At 54.8% G+C, this 20,747-nt stretch carries 23 protein-coding genes and 3 pseudogenes; 18 read left to right on the top strand and 8 right to left on the bottom strand.

Going from position 1 to position 20,747, the window contains the following annotated elements:
• Window positions 1-3 precede the first annotated feature (3 nt).
• The 3 genes from copC to ACYZT3_RS15160 form a co-directional block, all read right to left on the bottom strand.
• A complete protein-coding gene (gene copC, locus ACYZT3_RS15170) occupies window positions 4-387 on the bottom strand; it encodes a copper homeostasis periplasmic binding protein CopC (protein ID WP_282378456.1) in 384 nt (127 codons plus the stop codon).
• A gap of 240 nt (window positions 388-627) precedes the next feature.
• A complete protein-coding gene (locus ACYZT3_RS15165) occupies window positions 628-2,004 on the bottom strand; it encodes a heavy metal sensor histidine kinase (protein WP_282378459.1) in 1,377 nt (458 codons plus the stop codon).
• Complete coding sequence (locus ACYZT3_RS15160; RefSeq protein WP_282378461.1) at window positions 2,001-2,696, bottom strand: heavy metal response regulator transcription factor; 696 nt, start codon at window positions 2,694-2,696, stop codon at window positions 2,001-2,003. The genes ACYZT3_RS15165 and ACYZT3_RS15160 overlap by 4 nt, the downstream gene beginning before the upstream one ends.
• 123 nt (window positions 2,697-2,819) lie before the next feature.
• Between ACYZT3_RS15160 and ACYZT3_RS15155 the strand changes: the two genes are divergently transcribed.
• The 5 genes and pseudogenes from ACYZT3_RS15155 (at window position 2,820) to ACYZT3_RS15135 (ending at window position 4,724) form a co-directional block, all read left to right on the top strand.
• On the top strand, window positions 2,820-3,143 hold the full coding sequence (locus ACYZT3_RS15155; protein ID WP_462030204.1) for a co-regulatory protein PtrA N-terminal domain-containing protein: 324 nt from the start codon (window positions 2,820-2,822) through the stop codon (window positions 3,141-3,143).
• 165 nt (window positions 3,144-3,308) lie between these two features.
• Complete coding sequence (locus ACYZT3_RS15150; protein ID WP_462030203.1) at window positions 3,309-3,845, top strand: cupredoxin domain-containing protein; 537 nt, start codon at window positions 3,309-3,311, stop codon at window positions 3,843-3,845.
• A gap of 97 nt (window positions 3,846-3,942) precedes the next feature.
• A complete protein-coding gene (locus ACYZT3_RS15145) occupies window positions 3,943-4,194 on the top strand; it encodes a DUF2933 domain-containing protein (RefSeq protein WP_282378466.1) in 252 nt (83 codons plus the stop codon).
• Between the two features lie 124 nt (window positions 4,195-4,318).
• Window positions 4,319-4,515: pseudogene (locus ACYZT3_RS15140) on the top strand (heavy metal-binding domain-containing protein); the annotation flags it as partial.
• 9 nt (window positions 4,516-4,524) lie between these two features.
• A pseudogene (locus ACYZT3_RS15135) lies at window positions 4,525-4,724 on the top strand (heavy-metal-associated domain-containing protein).
• 51 nt (window positions 4,725-4,775) lie between these two features.
• Here the strand turns inward: ACYZT3_RS15135 and ACYZT3_RS15130 are convergent.
• Window positions 4,776-5,051, bottom strand: coding sequence for a metal/formaldehyde-sensitive transcriptional repressor (locus ACYZT3_RS15130; RefSeq protein WP_282378468.1), 276 nt, complete (start codon window positions 5,049-5,051; stop codon window positions 4,776-4,778).
• A 72-nt stretch (window positions 5,052-5,123) separates the two neighbouring features.
• On the opposite strand from ACYZT3_RS15130, the gene dmeF reads away from it, so the two are divergent.
• Entirely contained in the window at window positions 5,124-6,068 is a 945-nt protein-coding gene (gene dmeF / locus ACYZT3_RS15125; protein ID WP_462030202.1) for a CDF family Co(II)/Ni(II) efflux transporter DmeF, read from the top strand.
• A gap of 80 nt (window positions 6,069-6,148) precedes the next feature.
• On the opposite strand, the gene ACYZT3_RS15120 is transcribed toward dmeF, so the two are convergent.
• On the bottom strand, window positions 6,149-6,232 hold the full coding sequence (locus ACYZT3_RS15120; protein WP_462032377.1) for a YHYH domain-containing protein: 84 nt from the start codon (window positions 6,230-6,232) through the stop codon (window positions 6,149-6,151).
• A 397-nt stretch (window positions 6,233-6,629) separates the two neighbouring features.
• On the opposite strand from ACYZT3_RS15120, the gene ACYZT3_RS15115 reads away from it, so the two are divergent.
• Window positions 6,630-7,937 carry an MFS transporter gene (locus ACYZT3_RS15115; protein ID WP_282378471.1) on the top strand — a complete coding sequence of 436 codons (1,308 nt, stop codon included), beginning with the start codon at window positions 6,630-6,632 and terminating at the stop codon, window positions 7,935-7,937.
• 42 nt (window positions 7,938-7,979) lie between these two features.
• Here the strand turns inward: ACYZT3_RS15115 and ACYZT3_RS15110 are convergent, their stop codons facing one another.
• Both ACYZT3_RS15110 and ACYZT3_RS15105 read right to left on the bottom strand, forming a co-directional pair.
• The gene (locus ACYZT3_RS15110) at window positions 7,980-8,336 is read right to left on the bottom strand and encodes a TraX family protein (RefSeq protein WP_462032376.1); all 357 of its coding nucleotides are present in this window, start codon (window positions 8,334-8,336) and stop codon (window positions 7,980-7,982) included.
• 57 nt (window positions 8,337-8,393) lie between these two features.
• Window positions 8,394-8,687 (bottom strand): metal-sensing transcriptional repressor, encoded by a 294-nt coding sequence (locus tag ACYZT3_RS15105; protein ID WP_102599664.1) that lies wholly within the window; start codon window positions 8,685-8,687, stop codon window positions 8,394-8,396.
• A 106-nt stretch (window positions 8,688-8,793) separates the two neighbouring features.
• On the opposite strand from ACYZT3_RS15105, the gene ACYZT3_RS15100 reads away from it, so the two are divergent.
• The 9 genes from ACYZT3_RS15100 (at window position 8,794) to ACYZT3_RS15060 (ending at window position 17,845) form a co-directional block, all read left to right on the top strand.
• Window positions 8,794-9,156 carry a hypothetical protein gene (locus tag ACYZT3_RS15100; RefSeq protein WP_282378474.1) on the top strand — a complete coding sequence of 121 codons (363 nt, stop codon included), beginning with the start codon at window positions 8,794-8,796 and terminating at the stop codon, window positions 9,154-9,156.
• Between the two features lie 48 nt (window positions 9,157-9,204).
• Entirely contained in the window at window positions 9,205-9,942 is a 738-nt protein-coding gene (locus tag ACYZT3_RS15095; RefSeq protein ID WP_282378476.1) for a HupE/UreJ family protein, read from the top strand.
• A 12-nt stretch (window positions 9,943-9,954) separates the two neighbouring features.
• Window positions 9,955-10,593: a transmembrane anchor protein gene (locus ACYZT3_RS15090; protein ID WP_462030201.1), complete on the top strand. Its 639-nt coding sequence runs from the start codon at window positions 9,955-9,957 to the stop codon at window positions 10,591-10,593.
• Window positions 10,594-11,065: 472 nt separating this feature from the next.
• Window positions 11,066-11,440 (top strand): IS66-like element accessory protein TnpA, encoded by a 375-nt coding sequence (gene tnpA, locus ACYZT3_RS15085; protein ID WP_462030200.1) that lies wholly within the window; start codon window positions 11,066-11,068, stop codon window positions 11,438-11,440.
• On the top strand, window positions 11,379-11,714 hold the full coding sequence (tnpB, locus tag ACYZT3_RS15080) for an IS66 family insertion sequence element accessory protein TnpB (RefSeq protein WP_462030199.1): 336 nt from the start codon (window positions 11,379-11,381) through the stop codon (window positions 11,712-11,714). Before tnpA ends, tnpB begins: the two co-directional genes overlap by 62 nt.
• A gap of 795 nt (window positions 11,715-12,509) precedes the next feature.
• Entirely contained in the window at window positions 12,510-14,255 is a 1,746-nt protein-coding gene (ltrA, locus tag ACYZT3_RS15075) for a group II intron reverse transcriptase/maturase (RefSeq protein WP_462030198.1), read from the top strand.
• Between the two features lie 131 nt (window positions 14,256-14,386).
• The gene (tnpC, locus tag ACYZT3_RS15070) at window positions 14,387-15,892 is read left to right on the top strand and encodes an IS66 family transposase (RefSeq protein WP_462032375.1); all 1,506 of its coding nucleotides are present in this window, start codon (window positions 14,387-14,389) and stop codon (window positions 15,890-15,892) included.
• 250 nt (window positions 15,893-16,142) lie between these two features.
• Entirely contained in the window at window positions 16,143-16,661 is a 519-nt protein-coding gene (locus ACYZT3_RS15065; RefSeq protein ID WP_462030197.1) for a MarR family winged helix-turn-helix transcriptional regulator, read from the top strand.
• A complete protein-coding gene (locus ACYZT3_RS15060; protein WP_462030196.1) occupies window positions 16,661-17,845 on the top strand; it encodes an FAD-dependent monooxygenase in 1,185 nt (394 codons plus the stop codon). Before ACYZT3_RS15065 ends, ACYZT3_RS15060 begins: the two co-directional genes overlap by 1 nt.
• A 213-nt stretch (window positions 17,846-18,058) precedes the next feature.
• Here the strand turns inward: ACYZT3_RS15060 and ACYZT3_RS15055 are convergent.
• Window positions 18,059-18,297, bottom strand: a pseudogene (locus ACYZT3_RS15055) (hypothetical protein); the annotation flags it as partial.
• A gap of 182 nt (window positions 18,298-18,479) precedes the next feature.
• Here ACYZT3_RS15055 and ACYZT3_RS15050 point away from each other — a divergent pair.
• Window positions 18,480-18,686 (top strand): co-regulatory protein PtrA N-terminal domain-containing protein, encoded by a 207-nt coding sequence (locus ACYZT3_RS15050; RefSeq protein ID WP_282378177.1) that lies wholly within the window; start codon window positions 18,480-18,482, stop codon window positions 18,684-18,686.
• Between the two features lie 220 nt (window positions 18,687-18,906).
• A complete protein-coding gene (locus ACYZT3_RS15045) occupies window positions 18,907-20,742 on the top strand; it encodes a copper resistance system multicopper oxidase (protein WP_462030195.1) in 1,836 nt (611 codons plus the stop codon).
• The last annotated feature ends 5 nt before the right edge of the window (window positions 20,743-20,747 follow it).

Genomic DNA, 20,747 nt, shown 5'->3' with positions numbered 1-20,747 from the left:
GAATCATTTCACTTTAAAAGAGAAGTTGCCTGTGATGGGGTGGGTGTCGGAAGAGACCGCTCGCCATTCGACCTTATAAGTACCGGTGGTTAGCGGAGCTGCGGGTGTGATAACCATCATTTTCGGGTCGTCGCCACCTGCGACGCCTGCTTTAACACCCATGGGGGAATTTGGCATACCCGGCATGTCAGTCATGATCAGCTTAGCCCCCGAAAACTGTGTCGTTAGGTTCTCCGAGAAGTGCAATTCGATCTTGGAAGGTGCCGCAGACGTCGAGCCTTCCGCCGGGGTAGAAGACACCAGCTTGGGATGCGCCTGGGCGATAGCGCTCACGAGCAAACCGGCGGTAAGTACAACAGCTACGGTAGTAGTTTTAAAGAAAGACATGCAAGACTCCTCACAGCATAAGCTGTTGGTTCGAGGTTTGGTGGAGTAGATCTAATTTTTACTTCTCAATTCCGGTTCAAAACCACAGGCGAATACCAAGCGTATGTCGCCTACTGAAGCTAGGTAACAGATCAGGGTGACCGCGCTATAGAGCTAGGACACGATGCCACATGACTGCCGACTGTTGGATTACATTTCAGTAAGCTTTGCGCGTGCTCTCTGGTCCAGAATTGTAGGGTGTCATCCGGCACTCGGAAGTTCCATGTGGAAGGCTGTTTTTCCATTGAATGAGGTACACCAGATCTTGCCTTCATGGGCTTCTATGATCGACCGCGTAATTGAGAGCCCCAGCCCAGCGTTGCTGGGGCTTCCTTCGCGCCGGGCCGGATCTGCGCGGTAGAAGCGATCGAAGAGCTTTTCAAGGTGCTCGGGCGCGATGGTCTCTCCAGGGTTTTCGACCGTCACTATTGTCGATGTGTTTTTTTGTTGGATGTCGATCCTGATGGTTCGTCCCTCAGGGGTGTAACGTAGAGCGTTCGACAGCAAGTTCGAGATGGCTCTGTGCAACATCAACACGTCACCCCGGACACGTCCTGCTCCCGAAACAGTCAATTCGATACCGCGCTCATCCGCGAGCAGGCGGTAGTATTCGAGCAGTTTCTCCACGACGTCCAGTAGGTCTATCGGTTTGTTCTCAGGCTTGATCAATCCGTTATCGGACTTCGCCAGGAAGAGCATGTCATCAATCATCCGCGACATACGTTTCAATTCATCCAGATTCGAATACAGATTGTTTTCGTAGTCCTCAGTATCCCTCTTCCTAGAGAGCACCACTTCGGTATGGGTCATCAGGTTGCTGAGCGGGGTGCGCAACTCGTGAGCAATGTCCGCTGAAAAATTTGATAGCCGGACAAAAGCATCATCCAGCCGGGATAACATCGCATTGAACGAGGACACCATCTGTTGCAGCTCTTTTGGGACCAGCGCCAAGGGGATGCGTTCTTTCAGTGATTTGGCTGACATCGACGCCGCGACCATGGTCACCTGACGAATAGGACGCATGCCACTGCGTGCAACCATCCAGCCTAAAGTGGCGCTGACGAGCGCACTGATCACCAGCCCTACCCAGAACCATCGCTGGAGCGTCTCGAAGAAGGACATGTGTTGAGTAACATCAAAGATCAAAATTACGGTCAACGGCTTGTTCTGACCGGTGACCGTCGCTGGTGCGGTCAAACCACGGAACATCTGCTCCTGGTCCTGCCATTCCCACACAGTGTTGTTTGTCGTCGAGATGAACTCTTTCGGAACATTTACTGGCCCTGGATCAGCGAAAATCAGCCTCCCGTCACTGTCAAGGATCAGGGCCGTCAAATCACGGTGAGCTCCGAGCAAAGCCTGCAATTCGGGCTTTAACTCGTCGAATTGATCGATACTATTCAGCTCTCCCAAAATTCTTTGGGTCGAGTGGAGTTTTTCGTTCAGGGCCTGCTGATCGAGCATTAAGAAGTGATGCCGGCTGAGGTTATTAAAGCTGAGCCCGGCGACGGTTAGCACCGCCGTTACCGCAAGCATGAACATCAGGCTCATGCGTGTAGTCAGGGATAGACGGTTCATTCCGATTCCGATTCCGAAGCCGGTGCATCGAGCATGTAGCCCATGCCGCGGCAGGTCTGGATCAGCTTGACCTCAAACTCGTCATCAATCTTCGCCCTAAGCCTTCGCACCGCAACCTCGATTACGTTGGTATCGCTGTCGAAGTTCATGTCCCAGACTTGCGAGGCAATGAGCGACTTCGGCAGCACTTCGCCTCGGCGCCGGAGCAGCAGTTCCAGCAGCGCAAACTCTTTGGCCGTAAGATCTATGCGTTTACCTCCCCGAATAGCCCGGCGCTTGAGCAGATCTACCTCTAGATCAGCCAATTTCATATGGGTTGGTGAGGCTACGTTATTACCACGACGTAGCAGCGTCCTGACCCGAGCCAGCAATTCAGAAAATGCGAAAGGTTTGATTAGGTAATCATCAGCTCCGAGCTCAAGACCCTTGACTCGATCTTCAACACGGTCTCGCGCAGTCAGAAAAAGTACCGGGACGTCCTTCCCTGACAAACGCACCTTCTGAAGGACTTCCCACCCATCCAGTCCCGGCATCATGACATCCAGAATCAGCAGGTCATATGCTTCGCTCAGGGCGTGTTGAAGGGCCTCAGTGCCGTTGGTGAAACGATCAACATTAAACCCCGCCTCAGTCAGGCCCTGTTGCAAATAGATACCTATTTTCGGTTCGTCTTCAGCAACCAGAAGTCTCATGGGGTGGCTCTCGAAGTGATAATGGGCTGAGTTTGCATTGAATAGGTCCCGCCAACCAGAAGCTGACAGAAATGTAATCCTGGCTTCAGGTGGATGTCAGCCAGCGTTGTCTAGGGTTGGATCATGAGCACTTTCAACTCGGCCTCGGTATGGGCTGAGGGCGGCGGAGATCGAGTGATGGAACGCATGGAAAACATGCGGGATGTAGCCGAAGTCGTTCTGGTGCAAGCCGAAAAAGCCCCCGAGGGACAACGCCTTGCGTACATGAAAGAGCATATGGACATGCTTAGCAATCTCATGAGCGAACTTCATAAAGATCATCCCGACGCGTCGATGACACCTCGACAGCATCTTGCCTGGATGGAGAAGCACGACAAAATCGTCGATGACGTTCTGAGCCAAATGCAACGTGAGCACAAACTGATGCTTTCAGAGAAGCATCCGTAAAGGCTCTATGTTCATGGTTTTCCGTGCCTCATCAGGTTCAAACGGCGTCGCTTAGACGCCGAGTTTTATTTCAGATACTGACCGAAAGTAGTGTTCAGGTCAGTTAACTGGCAACTCAGTCTCCTTAGCATAACCCCTGCTACTCACTTTCACTTTGAGGTCTCTATGAAAGCGAAATTTGCTATCCCGGTTTGCGCTGCAATAACTTTTTTCCTCGGTTCTACAGCCATGGCCAGCGTTGGTCACGGGAAAGATGACATTGGTCAGCCTGGAGTATCGGCCGAGGTTACCCGCACGGTTGAAGTGAAAATGGGCGATATCTCCTTTGAGCCCAAAAACATAGATGTTAAACCTGGAGAGACGGTTCGCTTCGTTCTGCGCAACGAAGGCTCGCTGCTACATGAATTCAACATCGCCAAAGCAGCTGCTCATGCCGCGCATCAAAAAGAGATGGCCGCTATGCTCCAGAACGGCACGCTCAGTCCTACCGGAAAAGGGCAAGTCATGAGCGATATGGGGCACAGCATGGGGGGGATGAAGATGGTCGGGATGGCGCACAACGACCCGAACAGTGTTCTGATCGAACCTGGAACAACCAAAGAGCTTATCTGGACCTTTTCCAAGACCACAGGCCTGGAGTTTGCCTGCAACGTTCCGGGCCATTATCAGTCGGGAATGGTGGGTCAGTTTGACGTGAAGTAAACGCGGCTTGATCGATATCACAGCCTCAGAGCGAGCGTTGACTACTCTGAGTCGCAGACGTCACCGCAGCTCTTGCCAGGACACTGAGGACCACATCATGACTAACCATCCGCATTCGGTTGGACATTCGCCTTCTTCCTTCTGGAGGAGCAAAACAGGTGTCGTACTGATCATGCTGGTTGCGATCGGTGTTTTCTACGTCGTCCGGGAACACTTCGGCCACATTTCACCTTATCTGCCCTATCTGATCCTGTTGATCTGCCCGTTGATGCATTTTTTCGGGCACGGTCACGGCGGTCATGGTCGACACGTGAGCTCGGAATCCAACAAGGACGATAAAGGGAACTAGTCATGTCTAACACCACGAGTTACCGAGGTCATGATCACGTTCATCCGATAAAATCTCACGTGATGCTGCGAATCCGTCGGGTCCCAATCCCGCTGGTAACACCGAGCCCGCGGCTGAGCCACCGCTGGGCACTGAATACACTTGCCCCATGCACCCAGAGATACGACAACCAGGCCCCGGCAGCTGTCCTAAATGCGGCATGGAATTAGAACCTGCGATGCCAAGGCTGGAAACGGAGGAAAACCCCGAGCTCAGGATTTCACCCGTTGCTTCTGGTGGTCGTTGCCATTAACCGTAATCGTGACCGTGCTCGCCATGGCGGACACTCCTTTGTTTGTCTTAGACGTATCGGGCATTGGTTGCGGTAGCTGTGTTAGCAAAATTACCAAAGCCATTCAGTCGTTGGATAGCGAGGCAGCGGTTTCGGTCGACCGTGCTATCGGCAAGGTCAACGTTGAAGCATTGAAAGCCCAGAGCGAGTCCGCGCTGCTGTTGAAGCGTTGGGTTTTCCTTCCAAGGTCAGCGCCTGAGTGCGCTGATCTGCTCCAGCGTTAACGCCCACATGCACAATTCTCTTGGGCTCATTTCAGATATGAGCGCAGGGCCGAGATGACCTGATCCAGGTCTTCTTGACGTTGTTCTGGTGTGACGGCTTCAGCCCCCAGATGCTCACGGATATGCCCTTCAAGCACCTCTGCCATCAATCCGTTCACCGCGCCCCTCACCGCTGCGATCTGTTGCAAAACAGCGGAGCACTCCACCTCTTGTTCCAGCGCACGCTCCAGCGCCTCTGCTTGTCCCTTGATGCGTCTGACACGAGTCAGCAGTCGTTTCTTGTCGTGAATGGTATGTGGCATGCGGCGGTACCTTCTTCAAGTATCTATACTGGGGTATAGTATATTTTTGCTCATTAAGCAGGACTGCAACCCATGTCATCTCCAGCAATCTCCGACGGTCAGGGCCACTCTCACGTTTTCGACGAGGGTAACCCCTTAGCTGAGAAAAACACCCGTCGAGCGATGATTCTAACTGCATTGATGATGGTTGCAGAGATTGCCGGTGGATGGTTCTACAACTCAATGGCACTGCTTGCTGATGGCTGGCATATGAGCTCTCATGCCTTGGCCTTGGGACTCTCTGTCCTGGCTTATGCGGCTGCAAGACGATTTTCCAATGACACCCGCTTTGCCTTCGGGACTTGGAAAATGGAAGTTCTAGGGGGTTACACCAGCGCGATCCTGCTGATCATGGTGGCGGGGTTGATGCTCTATCAATCGATTGAACGGTTGATCTCCCCTTCTGCAATTCACTACGACCAGGCGATCGCTATCGGTGTTGTGGGATTACTCGTGAATATCGCCTGCGCCTGGTTACTCAAGGATGGTCATGCCCACACACATCACGACCACGATCATGGGCATGGGCATGGGCATGGGCATGGGCACGGGCATCATGACTTGAACCTGCGTTCCGCTTACATGCATGTATTGGCGGACGCCGCTACGTCGGTGCTGGCCATTCTGGCGTTGATCGGGGGCAAATTCTGGGGGGCGGCGTGGCTTGACCCAGTCATGGGCATAGTGGGTGCCGGATTGGTTGCGAGCTGGGCGTATGGTTTGATTCGTCAAACCAGCCGCGTATTGCTGGATGCGGAAATGGATTCCCCTGTCGTCGAAGAGGTCCGGGAAGTCATCGCCTCCAGCCCCATTTCTGCACAGATTAGTGACCTTCATGTATGGCGTGTAGGTAAAGGGAAATATGCCTGCATCCTGAGTTTGACGACTGACCAAAATGCGACACCGGCTTACTTCAAAGACCTCTTGTCAGTGCATGAGGAACTGGTTCACATCACTGTTGAGCTTAACGCGGCCTAAAGCAAAGGCGTAACTGGCCTCCGCACGCGTGAAGAGGCCTGTTCACATTGAAGCCCAGCCCAGGGCTGGGCTTTTGCGACTTAGTGGCAGTGGTAGTCGTTCGTCTTATGGTTGCGATGGCAACCTTTTGAATCAGTGCCGCCGCTATACGCGAAGGCAGCCATGGAAAAAATCGAGATAACGGCAGAGATCAGAAGGACAGATAGTTTCATTGGGCTAATTCCATGCTCAGGTTTTTATGAAGGGTGAGGACTCTCACGCCTTGCAGCGTATGGCTACGTGCCTTCATTGAGCAAGTGTGCTTGCTTAGTCCCCTCAGCATTCGACGCGGTAAGTGACAGGACCTTTTCTTGAGCTAACACAGCCAATAGCTTAGGATCGCCTAATATCCCCCTGGGGAGGATACGAATGCTTCGCTCAAAGCTAAGCCATTAGTCCTTTGCGGTTGAGAAGTTCTGCAACCTTTCTCGGCAAAGATGGGCTTGGTCCTTGACGTCGGCGTCGTGATAAGTATTCGTCGTAAACCCTCCTGACCAAGCGCTTGGCCGCCCGAGACTTCAAATGCTGAAAATCCTGGCTAACCGAACATACCGACATCTCTTCCTGGCTCAAGTGATTGCCCTTGTCGGAACAGGCCTCGCGACTGTTGCGCTGGGGTTACTGGCATTCGATCTTGCGGGAGCACAGGCCGGGGCAGTGCTCGGCACCGCGCTGGCAATTAAAATGACCGCCTATATTGGCGTAGCACCGATTGCGGCGGCTTTTGCGGAACGTCTGCCGCGACGGGCGATGCTCGTATCACTGGACTTGGTGCGAGCCCTCGTTGCGCTTGCCCTGCCTTTCGTCACGGAAGTATGGCAAATCTACGTGCTGATTTTTGTACTTCAATCGGCCTCTGCTGCATTCACCCCGACCTTCCAGGCCACCATCCCAGACATACTGTCGGATGAAGAGGATTACACTCGCGCCTTGTCGTTATCTCGCCTTGCCTACGATCTTGAAAGTGTCGCCAGCCCCATGCTCGCAGCCGTACTGCTGACGGTGATCAGTTTCCATAACCTATTCGTCGGAACGGTGATTGGCTTTCTGGCCTCAGCAGCGCTGGTCTCGACGGTATTACTGCCAAAGGCGAAGACGACTCAAAGGCGCAGTATCTTTGAGCGAACCACCCGAGGATTGCGCATATTTCTGGCCACACCGCGCTTGCGGGGACTACTAGCCCTTAATCTAACGGTGGCTGCGGCCAGCGCCATGGTCATCGTTAATACCGTTGTGTTGGTACAGTCTCGATTCGCTTTGCCTCAGAGTTCAACCGCATTAGCGCTCGCTGCTTTTGGGGGTGGATCTATGATCGCCGCACTGATTTTACCTCGCCTTCTGAAAGGCATAAAAGACCGGACAGCAATGCTGTTTGGCGGTGGGATCCTGGTTGCGGGCTTGGCAGTTGGCATCAACCTGAGCACCTACAACTTCCTGCTGCCTCTGTGGTTGGTACTCGGTGTGGGATATTCCTTGGCACAAACGCCCAGCGGACGACTGCTGCGTCGGTCGTCGCATGCCGAGGATCGTCCAGCCCTTTTTGCAGCGCAATTTGCACTTTCCCATGCCTGTTGGCTGATCACTTATCCACTGGCCGGTTGGCTGGGCGCCAATATCAGCCTCACTGCCTCTTTCGTGGGACTTGCCATCGTGGCAGGTGGAGCATTGGTGGTCAGCGTCGTGATTTGGCGTCCTGCTCATGACCAAGAGTCTATTAGGCACACCCATCAGAATCTGCCGGACGGCCACACTCATTTAGAAGGTCACGATGGAGCGAGTCACGAACACCCTTATGTCATCGATGATCAGCATCGTCGATGGCCGTATTGATCACAGGGCATTCATGATTTTCTGAGTTTGATCACCCACAGTTCAGACTAGAAAACGAAGGGCCTGTAATGCGACAAGGTGACCCGGATAGAACCAGTAACCCCAGTGTTGCACTGGCCATACCTTGAACGTGAACGTCTGGCGCAGAAGCCAAAGTCCGATCAGCGGAGCGGTAAAAGCCATACTTAAAGCCAGCAATGGATAGGTCTCAAACTCCGCAACGGCGAGGCAGAAAAAGGGAAAAGAGAGTCTTCCAGGAATGAACAGGCTGCTCATGTCTAGCCACAGCAACCGAAGGTGATCGATCACCATGGTCAGCATCGCGAGCCACTTGATCAGGTCAAGGCTGCTGCTACGGCTACTGGATGGATTGTGTTGAGTTGAACTGGCGGTCGTCATATCCAAGGGTTAGATCCGCCCTGCTACAAGAGTTCAGCGAAACTGGGCATGTCAGACCTAGAGGTACTTGGTGATTTGCTTGAACGCTTCCAGCGGTGCACGCTCGCCATTGTTTAAGGCTGAGACGGTATTCTCCAGGCAGTGATCGATATGATCCTGGATGAGCGTTCGCTTGGCCTGACACACTGCTTTTTCAACGGCATGCAGTTGCTGGGCGATGTCGACGCATTCGCGACCTTCTTCTATCATGGTGATGATGCTGCGTAGATGGCCGTCCGCACGCTTGAGGCGCTTGATAATGGCATCATGACTTCGGTGAGTGTGGGGATGGCTATGTTTGTGTTCATCCATGGCTTGAGCCTTTGGTCTCAATGAATTACGCTGGCATGCTATCCCCCTAGGGGGGTTAGGTCAAACGCATCACCGCAGTAAAAAAGCGAGTTAAAAGACGATCAACATGCTCAGTAGATCCCTGACAAAAACGGTGGTATTCGCGCTTGCTCTCGCCGTTTTGATGGCTTGGGCCGGGCATACCTATACGTTGTCGGTGGCGACGAAACAGCCTGCCTGGGAGATTAAGCAAGACGCCTACCACTCCCACGGCGAGCAAGAAGCCTCACTTTCCTGCGCGAGCTGTTCAGATCACTTTCATTCGCCGCTGACCCCAGACCACCAGCACGAGACACCGCAGCTCACTTCCCTGTTGATTTTGGCCGAACAACCCAAGCTATCGGTGCGGGTTGATGCCCCGCAATATGCAGTTCCCCGTCCGCCGATATTCTTGATCAAGCGCCCACCCCGTCCTTCGTTCGCATCCTGACCATGGCCGCGCTGCGGCCCAAGATCACTGCAACGTAGGATTTTATCCATGCATTCGCACTCTATGAGCGGCGTGGGCGCATTCACTGTGCCCTCCTGTCGCCCGCTACTGCTGCTGTTTTTGTTTATCGCTTCACTCTTCTTTGGCATGCCCGAGGCGCTGGCTCACGCCGTTGCCGAGGGGGACAAGGGTTTCATCCAGGAAAGTTCTGGCGTCATGTTGCTGCCCTTTATCTACATGGGCGCCAAGCACATGATGACGGGCTATGACCACTTGCTGTTCCTCTTCGGGGTGATCTTTTTCCTCTACCGCCTGAAGGATGTAGGCCTCTACGTCACGCTATTTGCTGTGGGCCACTCGGTCACGCTGCTGCTCGGTGTGCTCACGGAAATAAGCATCAGCTCCTACGTGATCGACGCCATCATCGGCTTCTCGGTGGTGTACAAGGCGCTCGACAACCTGGGCGCGTTCCAGCGCTGGCTCGGTTACCAACCCAATACCAAGGTGGCCACGCTGGTCTTCGGCCTGCTCCATGGTTTTGGTCTGGCAACCAAGATCCAGGAGTACGAAATCTCGCCCGACGGGCTGATTCCCAACTTGCTTGCGTTCAACGTCGGCGTCGAGATAGGCCAATTGCTGGCCCTTAGCTCGATTCTCATTCTGATGGGGTATTGGCGGCGCACCGCCAGTTTTTGGCGCCACGCCTATGCCGCCAACGTCGCCATGATGAGTGCCGGTTTCCTGCTGATGGGTTACCAGCTAGTCGGCCTGTTTGTCTCTGCGTAAGGAATTCTGACCATGTTCAATACTCCACTTCCAACCGTTAACGAATTACCCAACAGCCGCCAGTTAGTGCGTTCGACAGTCATCGCGCTGCTCACCGCAGTCGGCCTTTTGGTGACGGTCGTCATGCCTTCGGAATACGCCATTGATCCAACAGGCGTGGGCCGAGCATTGGGCCTGACGCAAATGGGTGAACTAAAAATCACCCTCGCACAAGAGGCCCTGGCCGATGCCGCTCCACCACAACCCGTCGCGGCCGCTCCGGCTTTGCAAGTCGCACAAGTTCAGCCTGCGGCAAAGCCGGTAGCGGAACCTGTGGTAGCCGGCCCTGCGTCAAAGACTGATCAGATGACCGTCACGCTCAAGCCAGGTGAAGGGACAGAGATCAAGCTGGAAATGTTGAAGAACACCACCGTCAGCTATGAGTGGACAACGGCTGGGGGCCCTGTGAATTACGACACCCATGGTGAGCCCTACAAGGCAGAAAAGGGCTATTTCCACAGTTACACCAAAGGCAAGCAAGTCAAAGGCGATAAGGGCGAGTTCACCGCCATTTTTGACGGCACCCATGGCTGGTTCTGGCGTAATCGCAGCAACAGCGACGTGACCATCTCACTGAAAACGACCGGTGATTACCTGAGCGTTAAACAGTAATCCAAAGACGACCGCTCTTCTGCCGAAAAGGCAGGGGCGACCTGACCACAGAGGCTTAACCTCAGGATTTTAGGAAAGACTTTTCCATGAAAACTTCAGCAACGTTGTTCCGCTCGATGCTCTTGATCTGCTTTTTGGGCCTGATGACTGCATGCAGCGGCGGCGAGAAAGAAACAACCTCCGAGAGCGCTGAGCACGGGCACTCGCACGAGTGATACCTTGAAAACAAGCGAGGCCGCAAATGCGGTCTTGCTTTTCTGCCCTTATTCCTTAAGCACCAGCAACCTCGTCATCCGATGCTCTTCAACGCCAACTACCGTCGTGCTCCCCCCCTCCCAATCGAGCTTGTTCCCGATGATCGTCACACGATCCGTAAGCGGATGGTGAACACACCTACCGAACTCCAGCATTAAGGGCGATGGTGTCCGCGTATTTTTAAGCGGACGCGATTGCCCTTATCGCCAGGATTTTCATGCGCCAACGAAGCTCTTACCCCAAACCGTTCAAAGCCCAGGTCGTCCAGGAGTGCCTGCAACCTGGAGCGACGATTTCCAGCGTAGCCATCCATCACGGCATCAACGCCAACGTTATCCGCAAGTGGCTACCGACTTACCGGGATCAATCAGTTGCAACCCTGCCGGCCTTCGTTCCGGTAAAACCGGCACCCAAGCGCGCAACAGAAGAGACGGTGATCATCTCGCTGCCTTTGGGTGATAAATCTATCACGGTAAAGTGGCCAGCCTCGGATCCGGACGGCTGCGCGTGTTTCATCGTGGCCTGGCCCAATGATTCGCGTCGATGCCACCTGGCTCGCCACCAAGCCCATGGACATGCGCGCCGGCACTGAGACTGCATTGGCCAGAGTGGTCGAGGCGTTCGGTGCGGCGAAGCCGCACTGCGCTTACCTCTTTGCCAACCGCCGGGCCAACCGGATGAAAGTCCTGGTGCACGACGGCGTCGGTATCTGGCTGGCGGCGCGGCGCTTGAACCAAGGCAAATTTTACTGGCCAGGCATCCATCGTGGGAGGGAGGTCGAACTCGACCCCGAACAACTTCAGGCGCTGGTACTTGGGTTACCCTGGCAACGAGTCGGTGCGGGCGTCACAATTACACTGCTTTAAATGCTGCCTTTTAGCAGAAGCAGTCGGGCTGCTTTGGTAAAATCCACACCATGGTGCGACACGAGATCGCGTGTTCAACTGTTTAACTTCAATAGGTTAGCAGTCAAACACGTGTCGTAAGCTCTGGATCTCATTGCTCAACTCCGCTTTCTGGAGTAACGAGCCTGACGTGTATCCGTCAGTTCACTAGATCGGCATGCGTCAGGAGCCAATCTTGGGGTGTGAAGCCCGATCAACAATGTCCCTCCCGCAAGAGAGTGCAACCCGGTAACGGGATGCGCAGCACAACCGAATTGCACGGTAGTACGGGGACTAGTGACCCAACCCGCATGGCTAACATATGTGAATCGTCGACAGAACCCTCGTAAGGATTGACGGGCCTACGGCAATTATCGGCCCCAGCCAAAAAAAAGGCATTGCAGCCAGCCATTCCTGTCATGTAATGGGATGCGGTACTAGAAGCGCTGCCGGGGGATAGACGAAGCCTAAACGGGGAATTGATGCGATTCAGGGAACGTGGCAATCCCGACCACTCGCCTTACCATCCACATCGGCAAGGCAGACTTTCCGCAAGGGACGTTGATGAGTGTGGGGAATAGGAGGATGCAAAAAGCAAAGGGCCGTCTGTAACGGATGGCATACCGGTTTCAACATTACCGGCAGGGGCAACCCTGGCTGACGTGCATCTGGTTTACGAGCGCAAATACAACTGTTGATTCCGTCGAACTATGAAGTTAGCACGGGTACACGCTAAGAGATCCTGTGCAAACAGTTTCTAACTTCGAGCAGGACTGTATGAATACGCAACCACCGACTTCGGTTACGTCTGCGTCCTTGGATGGGGCCATGAATTGGTACGGTCTCGATTGGGCCAGAATTCAAACCTCCGTTCGGAAAACACAGTTGAAAATTGCGCAGGCAACAAGGAAGGCCGACTGGCGAAAGGTGAAGCGCCTGCAACGCATGCTAACTCACTCGTTTCATGGGCGATGCTTAGCTGTGCGGCGAGTCACGGAGAACCGGGGTCGCAGGACGCCGGGGGTCGATGGCGAAACGTGGGAGACGCCCCAAGCCAAACTTCGAGGGGTGATGTGTCTATCGATCAAGCGGGGTTACTGTTCTAAACCGTTGAGGCGGGTATGGATACCGAAACCTGGCAAACAGGAGAAACGCCCACTCGGAATTCCCACGATGTTGGACCGGGCCATGCAAGCGCTTCATCTGCTGGCAATTGAACCTGTTGTAGAGAGCCAGAGCGACCCCCGAAGCTACGGCTTCCGACCGGATCGCTCGACGGCCGACGCAATGGTAGAGCTGTTTCATTTGCTGGCCCCCCAAGTAGCCCCTGTCTGGATTCTGGAAGGGGACATCAAAGGTTTTTTCGATAACATCAGCCATGATTGGCTTTGTCAAAATATCCCAATGGATAAGACGATACTGCGCAAATGGCTGAAAACCGGGGTTGTTGACCGGGGGCAATTTGTTGCTACGGAGGCAGGCACGCCACAGGGCGGTATCATCTCTCCCTGTCTGGCAAACGCCACCTTGAATGGTTTGGAGCTTTTGCTGAAAGATCACTTGAAAAAGCGCTTTGGCACCATAGAAGCGAAGAAAACCAAGGTTCAGGTTGTGCGCTATGCAGATGACTTTGTGGTTTTGGCAAACTCGAAAGAGTTGCTTGAAAACGAAATCAAGCCTTGGATAGAGCAATTCCTGTCTGTACGCGGGGTTGCATTATCGCAAGAAAAAACGCGCATCGCACACATCCATCAAGGCTTTGATTTTCTTGGGTGGAATTTTAGGAAGTACGTCCCGAAGTCGCCGCACAGAAAGGCAAAGCTGTTTATCAAGCCTGCGAAGAAGAATGTTTCAACGTTCTATCGGAAAGTGCGAGATATTATAAAAAACAGCGGAACCCTTACTCAGGGTGCACTGATGGGGCGACTGAACCCAGTGCTGCGAGGGTGGGCGCAATATCACTCCCCGGTTGTGGCGAAAGCCACCTTTAACAAGCTGGACAACCTTATCTTCTGGCGGATCTTGAGGTGGGCAAAGCGTCGGCATCCGAGGAAGTCTGTTGGTTGGCTTAAACGGCGATATTACTGTTCCAGAATTCACCGGGCATTTGTATACCCAGTAAAGGGGATCGACGGGACAGTGAAGTTTCGCCAGCTATACATGCTGGCGGATACCGTAATCGTTCGTCACAAGCGCTTGCCGGGTGCGTATCAGCCGTACGATGCAGAACAGGAGTTTAAGTGGGAGGCGTTAAGGGTTCAACGGATGCTACATAAGCTCCGGTATCGGCGGCAGATACTGAGTCTTTTCAGGCGGCAACAGGGTAAATGTGCTTTATGCGGGCATGCCATCAGCAAGGATACCGGCTGGCACGATCACCACATTGTCAGGCGGGTGGATGGCGGCCCGGATAAACTAAATAACCGTGTACTGCTCCATCCCGACTGCCACTTACAGTGCCACAAGCAGGGATTCAAGGAGCCACTTAAGCATAGCGGTTTGCAAAAACCACCTTCCGCGTGACCGGCCAGTAATAGACTGGCTTTCGTAAGCTTGAGCCGTATGCGGGGAAACTCGCACGTACGGTTCTAAGGGGGCCCCGGATCAGTAATGATCTGGGGCTACCCGACACTTCCTTGCCCGATCTCGACCAAATGACCCCCGAACAACTGCGCACACTGGCTGCGCAGTTGATGTCCAAGGTCGACACCCAGAGCCGAAAGATCCATCGTGATGAAACGATCATCGAGCAGCTCACTCACGAGATCGCCATCCTTAAACGCCACAAGTTCGCCAAGCGCAGTGAGCAGATCAGCCCGGCGCAAGGCAGCTTGCTCGATGACCTGCTCAATACCGACCTCGAAGCCATTGAGGCCGAGTTAAAAGCACTTCATCCCGCACCCGCGCAGGCAGAGCCACGCCAGCAACCTAAGCGTGCGCCGTTGCCACCGCAGTTCCCACGCACTGTTATCCATCACGAGCCGGACAACACCCAGTGCGCGTGCGGCTGCCAGCTTCAGCGCATCGGTGAAGACGTCAGCGAGAAGCTGGACTACACGCCGGGCGTGTTCACGGTTGAGCAGCACGTTCGTGGGAAATGGGCCTGCCGGCAGTGCGAAACACTGATTCAGGCGCCGGTGCCGTCGCAGGTGATCGATAAGGGCATCCCCACTGCCGGCCTGCTGGCGCACGTGATGGTGGCCAAATTCGCCGACCACCTGCCGCTGTATCGACAGGAAAAGATCTTCGGCCGTGCCGGCCTGGCCATCCCGCGCTCGACACTGGCGCAGTGGGTGGGTCAAACCGGCGTGCAGCTTCAGCCCCTGGTCGATGCGCTGCGCGAAGTGGTGCTGGCCCAGCGCGTGGTTCACGCCGATGAAACGCCGGTACAAATGCTGGCGCCCGGCGAGAAGAAAACCCACCGCGCTTACGTTTGGGCCTACAGCTCTACGCCGTTTTCGGCAATAAAAGCCGTGGTCTACGACTTTAGCCCCAGCCGTGCCGGCGAACATGCGCGTAACTTCCTGGGCGCCTGGAACGGCAAGCTGGTCTGCGATGACTTCGCAGGCTACAAGGCCAGCTTCGAACAAGGCATCACAGAAATCGGCTGCATGGCCCATGCGCGCCGCAAGTTCTTCGACCTGCACGTGGCGAATAAAAGCCAGTTGGCGGAGCAGGCGCTTCACTCGATTGGCGGGCTGTACGAAGTCGAGCGCCACGCCAAGGAGATGAGCGACGAAGACCGTTGGCGATTACGTCGGGAAACGGCGGCGCCCATCGCTGAAAAACTGCATGAGTGGATGCTGGCCCAACGCGAACTTGTGCCCGAGGGCTCGGCTACGGCCAAGGCCCTGGATTACAGTCTTAAGCGTTGGGTAGCGCTGACGCGCTACCTGGAGGATGGGGCTGTGCCCATCGACAACAACCAGATCGAGAACTTGATCCGGCCGTGGGCGCTTGGACGGTCGAACTGGTTGTTTGCTGGATCGCTGCGCAGCGGCAAGCGGGCGGCGGCGATCATGAGTTTGATCCAGTCGGCGCGCATGAATGGGCATGATCCGTATGCGTACCTGAAGGACGTACTGACTCGTTTGCCCACCCAGCGGGCGAGCGGGATTTCCGAGCTGTTGCCGCACAGGTGGGTAATTGCACAGAGTTGACCACCTGTTTGCTTCGACCCGAGAAGTCCTTTTCATCGGGTTTGAGCAGCACGCTTCGCTGACATGGCCGGCAGATAACCACCCAAGGCGGCCCTAAATGCTGTGATTCGACCCTTATAAACAATTGATGCGCGCGTGCAACGCTTGCGGCTTTTCGCCAAAGCCTTGAAAGCTAGCTAAGCAAGTTAGCTATATGCTAGTTTAGCTGTCCTCATAACACTCGGCCTTAAATTCTGGACAGCCCCTACGCATGAAGTCGCCTTCATTTCCGTCATATCCATCCGAGGATCCACGAAGCCTGCAAATTGCCAGTGATCCCATCGGCCAGCAGTTGCAACAAATTGCCATCCTGACGCGTAAAGCTGCCAGCAATCTGGGCACAGCATTGGGCATTAATCAGACCGACGTGGCGGCACTGGAGCACCTGATCACCGATGGGCCTTTGCCGCCGACCGAGCTTGCAGCGCGTCTTTCAGTGACTACCGCAGGCGTTACTCAGGTTATCGACCGGTTGGAGCGCGCCGGACATGTGGTTCGTGAGCGACAGCTCACTGACAAACGCCGTGTACTGGTGTGCCCTGTAGCCGACTCGGTGGCGCAGGCTTATCGGCATATCGCGCCGATGCTCCATGGTCTGGGCGCTGTCCTCCGCACACTCGACGGTCAGGATCGCGCAGTTGTCGAGACATTTCTCGGACAGGTGATCGAGGTCTATCGCAGCACTTTGCCAGTCAGCACTAACCCTACCCGTGAAAATCAGGACGCGTAATGAAAGCACAAAAAGTTCTTGTGACCGGAGCAAGTATCGCCGGGCCAGCGCTGGCTTACTGGCTGTCCCGCTATGGCATGGATGTTACCGTGGTCGAGAGAGCGCCCGCGTTTCGCGACGGCGGGCAAACTATTGACGTACGGGGCGCCGGTCGCGTCGTCGTTCAGTGTATGGGGTTGGAAGCTCTGGTTCAGGCGAACACAACCCGCGAGCAGGGTATCGCCTTTGTCGACCAAGACAATCGCACCAAAGCCTTTATCGATGTAAATGCTTTCGACGGTGAGGGGCCGATAGCTGAACTGGAAATCCTGCGCGGCGAACTTGCAAAGCTTTTGATCCAGCATAGCCAGGATCGGGTCAGCTACCGATTCGGCGACAGCATTGAAACCATGGACGACAAGGGCGAGCAGGTTCATGTGCGCTTCGAGCAGGGAGGCGAGCATGTTTACGATCTGGTGATCGTGGCTGAAGGTATTGGTTCGACGACGCGCAATTGGGTATTCGGCAACGAAGTCCAGCGCCGACCTCTTGACCTCTACACTGCCTATTTCACCGTGCCATGGCAGCCGAGCGATGGCCAGGTCATGCGCTGGTACAACATTCCCGGCGGCCGCTGTGTCTGTTTGCGTCCGGATAACCTAGGCACCACGCGTGCCTTTCTATCTTTTCAGCAGGCACCGAGCGGGTACGAGAAGCTCACGCAGGACGAACAAAAAAGCTTACTCAAGCAGATGTTTGCCGGCGCCGGTTGGGAGACACCTCGCGTACTCGACGCGTTGGAGAAAGCAAGCGACCTTTACCTCGACGCGGTGGGTCAGGTCAAAATGCCCCGTTGGTCTAAGGGGCGCATCGCGCTAGTAGGTGATGCAGCATATTGTGCATCGCCCATCAGCGGCATGGGCACTAGCTTGGGGCTGTGCGGCGCTTACGTCCTGGCTGGCGAACTGAGTCGTCACGCCGACCACGCCAACGCGTTCGCGGCCTACGAAAAGCTCATGCGCCCATACGTCGCTCAGGCGCAAAGCGTACCCAAGTTCGCGCCGAGATTGGCATCACCGCATTCGCGACTTGGCATCGCAATTGGCCACGCGGTGTTGAGGATCGCCACAGCACCGGGTTTAAAGACCTTATTCGGGAAAATCCTCTCGCCGAAAGCTGACGCCATCAAGCTGCCGAGTTATTAAGGCTAAAAGCGGATGTAAACTCGTATGACCGTTCCTGGCCAGCCGTTCTCTGTCGCTCATGGTTGGAAAGCATGCTGGACAATCCGATGCGATGGTCAGAGCTCATGCAAATGACAGGTCAGGTCGAATGCAAGCGGTTGGTCAACTGGAGTGTAATCCTGCAGCAGATAGGCGCCCGTTAATTAGGCAAGGTGTGTTAAGCGGACGCTTACCACGATCCAACAGGCTCGTGACGAGCCCCGCCAGAGTCTGGTAGCTTTCGGTCGACTTAGCCTGAAAACCGGTTCGTTCACGCGCTTGAGATTCAGAGCACCACTAACAATGAATCCGCCACTCTCAAAAAAAATTTGGGTCTTCGACTTCGCTGACAGCGGGCATCTCTCAGCGAAGGACTCGAGAATATCGGTCATGGTGAGGATACCGATGACGCCACCGAATTCGGTTATTACAAAACGATGTTACGCAAACGGTTGTACAAGGAGGGAAGCGCAACCTGACGCAACTGTAATTTTCACCTAAGGCTTTTGACAGGGAATGATGGTTAAGGTGGCATCGAGCCTAGAGCTCAACCCCCAGAATCATCTATTGATGTGGATTCTACGGGGCAACCAAATACTTATCCGAGGCTACCCAAATGAAATCCATGAAAACCCTATTTGTTCTTGCAGCGTTGACCGTTTCTTCTCTGGCTATGGCCGAAGGCGGTGGTGACCGGACATTTGCGCGTACGGAAGCGGCCAGGAAGGATTCGATGGAATCGTACCAAATCGCCCAAAAGCAAGGCACTCAATCCCCCGTAGCAGAGAGCAAAGGAAACGCAGCCGGCCACGCTAAGTGCTGAAACGATTGGCGCATTCCCAAGCTGACAGAAATGTAATCACCCTGATAGTTAAAGTGTGGCAATTTCTGAGCTCGTCTGCCGTATGAGTTTTGTCATTTGCGGCGGCGGGCAAGGCTCAGGGGGATTCGAGACGAACTCCAGAGAAGTTGCCCCCCTCCGGTAAGCAAAACGCGCAAAGTGTTTCGCACGGCTTCCTTTTGACTGAGTGGACATAAACGGCATGCATTGCAAAACCTCTAGGCGGACATTCGTCAAAGGCCTGGCCGCTGGTGGCATTCTCGGCGGTCTTGGCCTGTGGCGTACCCCTGTTTGGGCAGTAACCAGTCCCGGTTTTCCGAACGTACTGACCGGCAATGAATTTGATTTGTTCATTGGCGAAACCCCAGTGAACATCACCGGCTCGGCGCGCACGGCGATGACCATCAATGGCTCTTTGCCGGGACCGCTGCTGCGCTGGCGTGAAGGGGAAACGGTCACGCTGCGGGTGAAGAACCGCCTGGACCAGGACACCTCCATCCATTGGCACGGGATCCTCCTGCCGGCCAACATGGATGGTGTGCCAGGCTTGAGCTTTCACGGTATCGCGCCCGATGGCATGTATGAGTACAAATTTAAAGTCCATCAGAATGGTACTTACTGGTACCACAGCCACTCGGGGTTTCAGGAACAGGCCGGTGTCTACGGGCCCATCGTGATCGACTCGAAAGAGCCTGAGCCTTTCCAATACAACCGCGATTACGTGGTGATGCTGACCGACTGGACTGATGAAGATCCTGGTCGGGTCATGGCTAAGCTCAAGAAACAGTCGGACTACTACAATCACCACAAACGCACCGTTGGCAACTTCATCGACGATGTGAGCGAAAAAGGCTGGGCCGCGACGGTGGCGGATCGGAAGATGTGGGCCGAGATGAAAATGAACCCCACCGATCTCGCCGACGTCAGTGGGGATACCTACACCTATCTAATGAATGGCCAGGCCCCTAACGGTAACTGGACCGGGATTTTCAAACCGGGTGAGAAGCTGCGCCTGCGCTTTATTAACGGTTCGGGCATGAGCTACTTCGACGTCCGTATCCCAGGCTTGAAAATGACCGTGGTGGCCGCCGACGGCCAGCACGTCAACCCGGTCAGCGTCGACGAATTCCGCATCGCTGTGGCAGAAACCTATGACGTGATTGTGGAGCCTGTCAGCGAAGAGGCTTACACCATCTTCGCCCAGTCCATGGATCGAACCGGATATGCCCGCGGAACCCTGGCCGTGCGTGAAGGATTGAAGGCGCCGGTCCCGGCGATCGACCCGCGCCCCCTCGTCACCATGGATGATATGGGAATGGGTGGAATGGATCACGGCAACATGGCCGGTATGGACCACAGCACCATGAAACCGGGCGACATGGCCGGCATGGACCACAGCACCATGAAACCGGGCGATATGTCTGGCATGGATCACAGCAAGATGACCGGCATGGATCAGGGTGATATGTCCGGCATGGATCACAGCAAGATGGCAGGCATGGGCACAGAAGCAATGCAGTCTCATCCGGCTTCCGAAACCAACAACCCGTTAGTCGATATGCAAGCCATGAGCACAGCGCCGAAGCTGAACGACCCAGGTATTGGCTTGCGCAACAACGGCCGTCGCGTGCTTACCTACTCAGACCTTAAGAGCACTTTCCAGGACCCGGATGGCCGCGAGCCCAATCGCACCATTGAACTGCACCTTACCGGTCATATGGAAAAGTTCGCCTGGTCATTCAACGGCATCAAGTTCTCTGATGCTGAGCCTTTGCGCCTCAAGTATGGCGAGCGGCTGCGTATCACCCTGGTTAACGACACCATGATGACCCACCCCATCCACCTCCACGGCATGTGGAGTGACCTTGAGGATGAGGACGGAAACTTCATGGTGCGCAAGCACACGATCGACATGCCACCTGGCACTAAGCGCAGCTATCGAGTAACAGCTGATGCGCTGGGGCGCTGGGCCTATCACTGCCACCTGCTATTTCACATGGAAATGGGCATGTTCCGTGAAGTACGGGTTGATGAGTAAAGGAG

The organism is Pseudomonas sp. MDT1-16 (assembly GCF_054898115.1).
The sequence above is the reverse complement of the archived record's forward strand: the minus strand, read 5'-3'. Positions and strand labels throughout refer to the sequence as shown.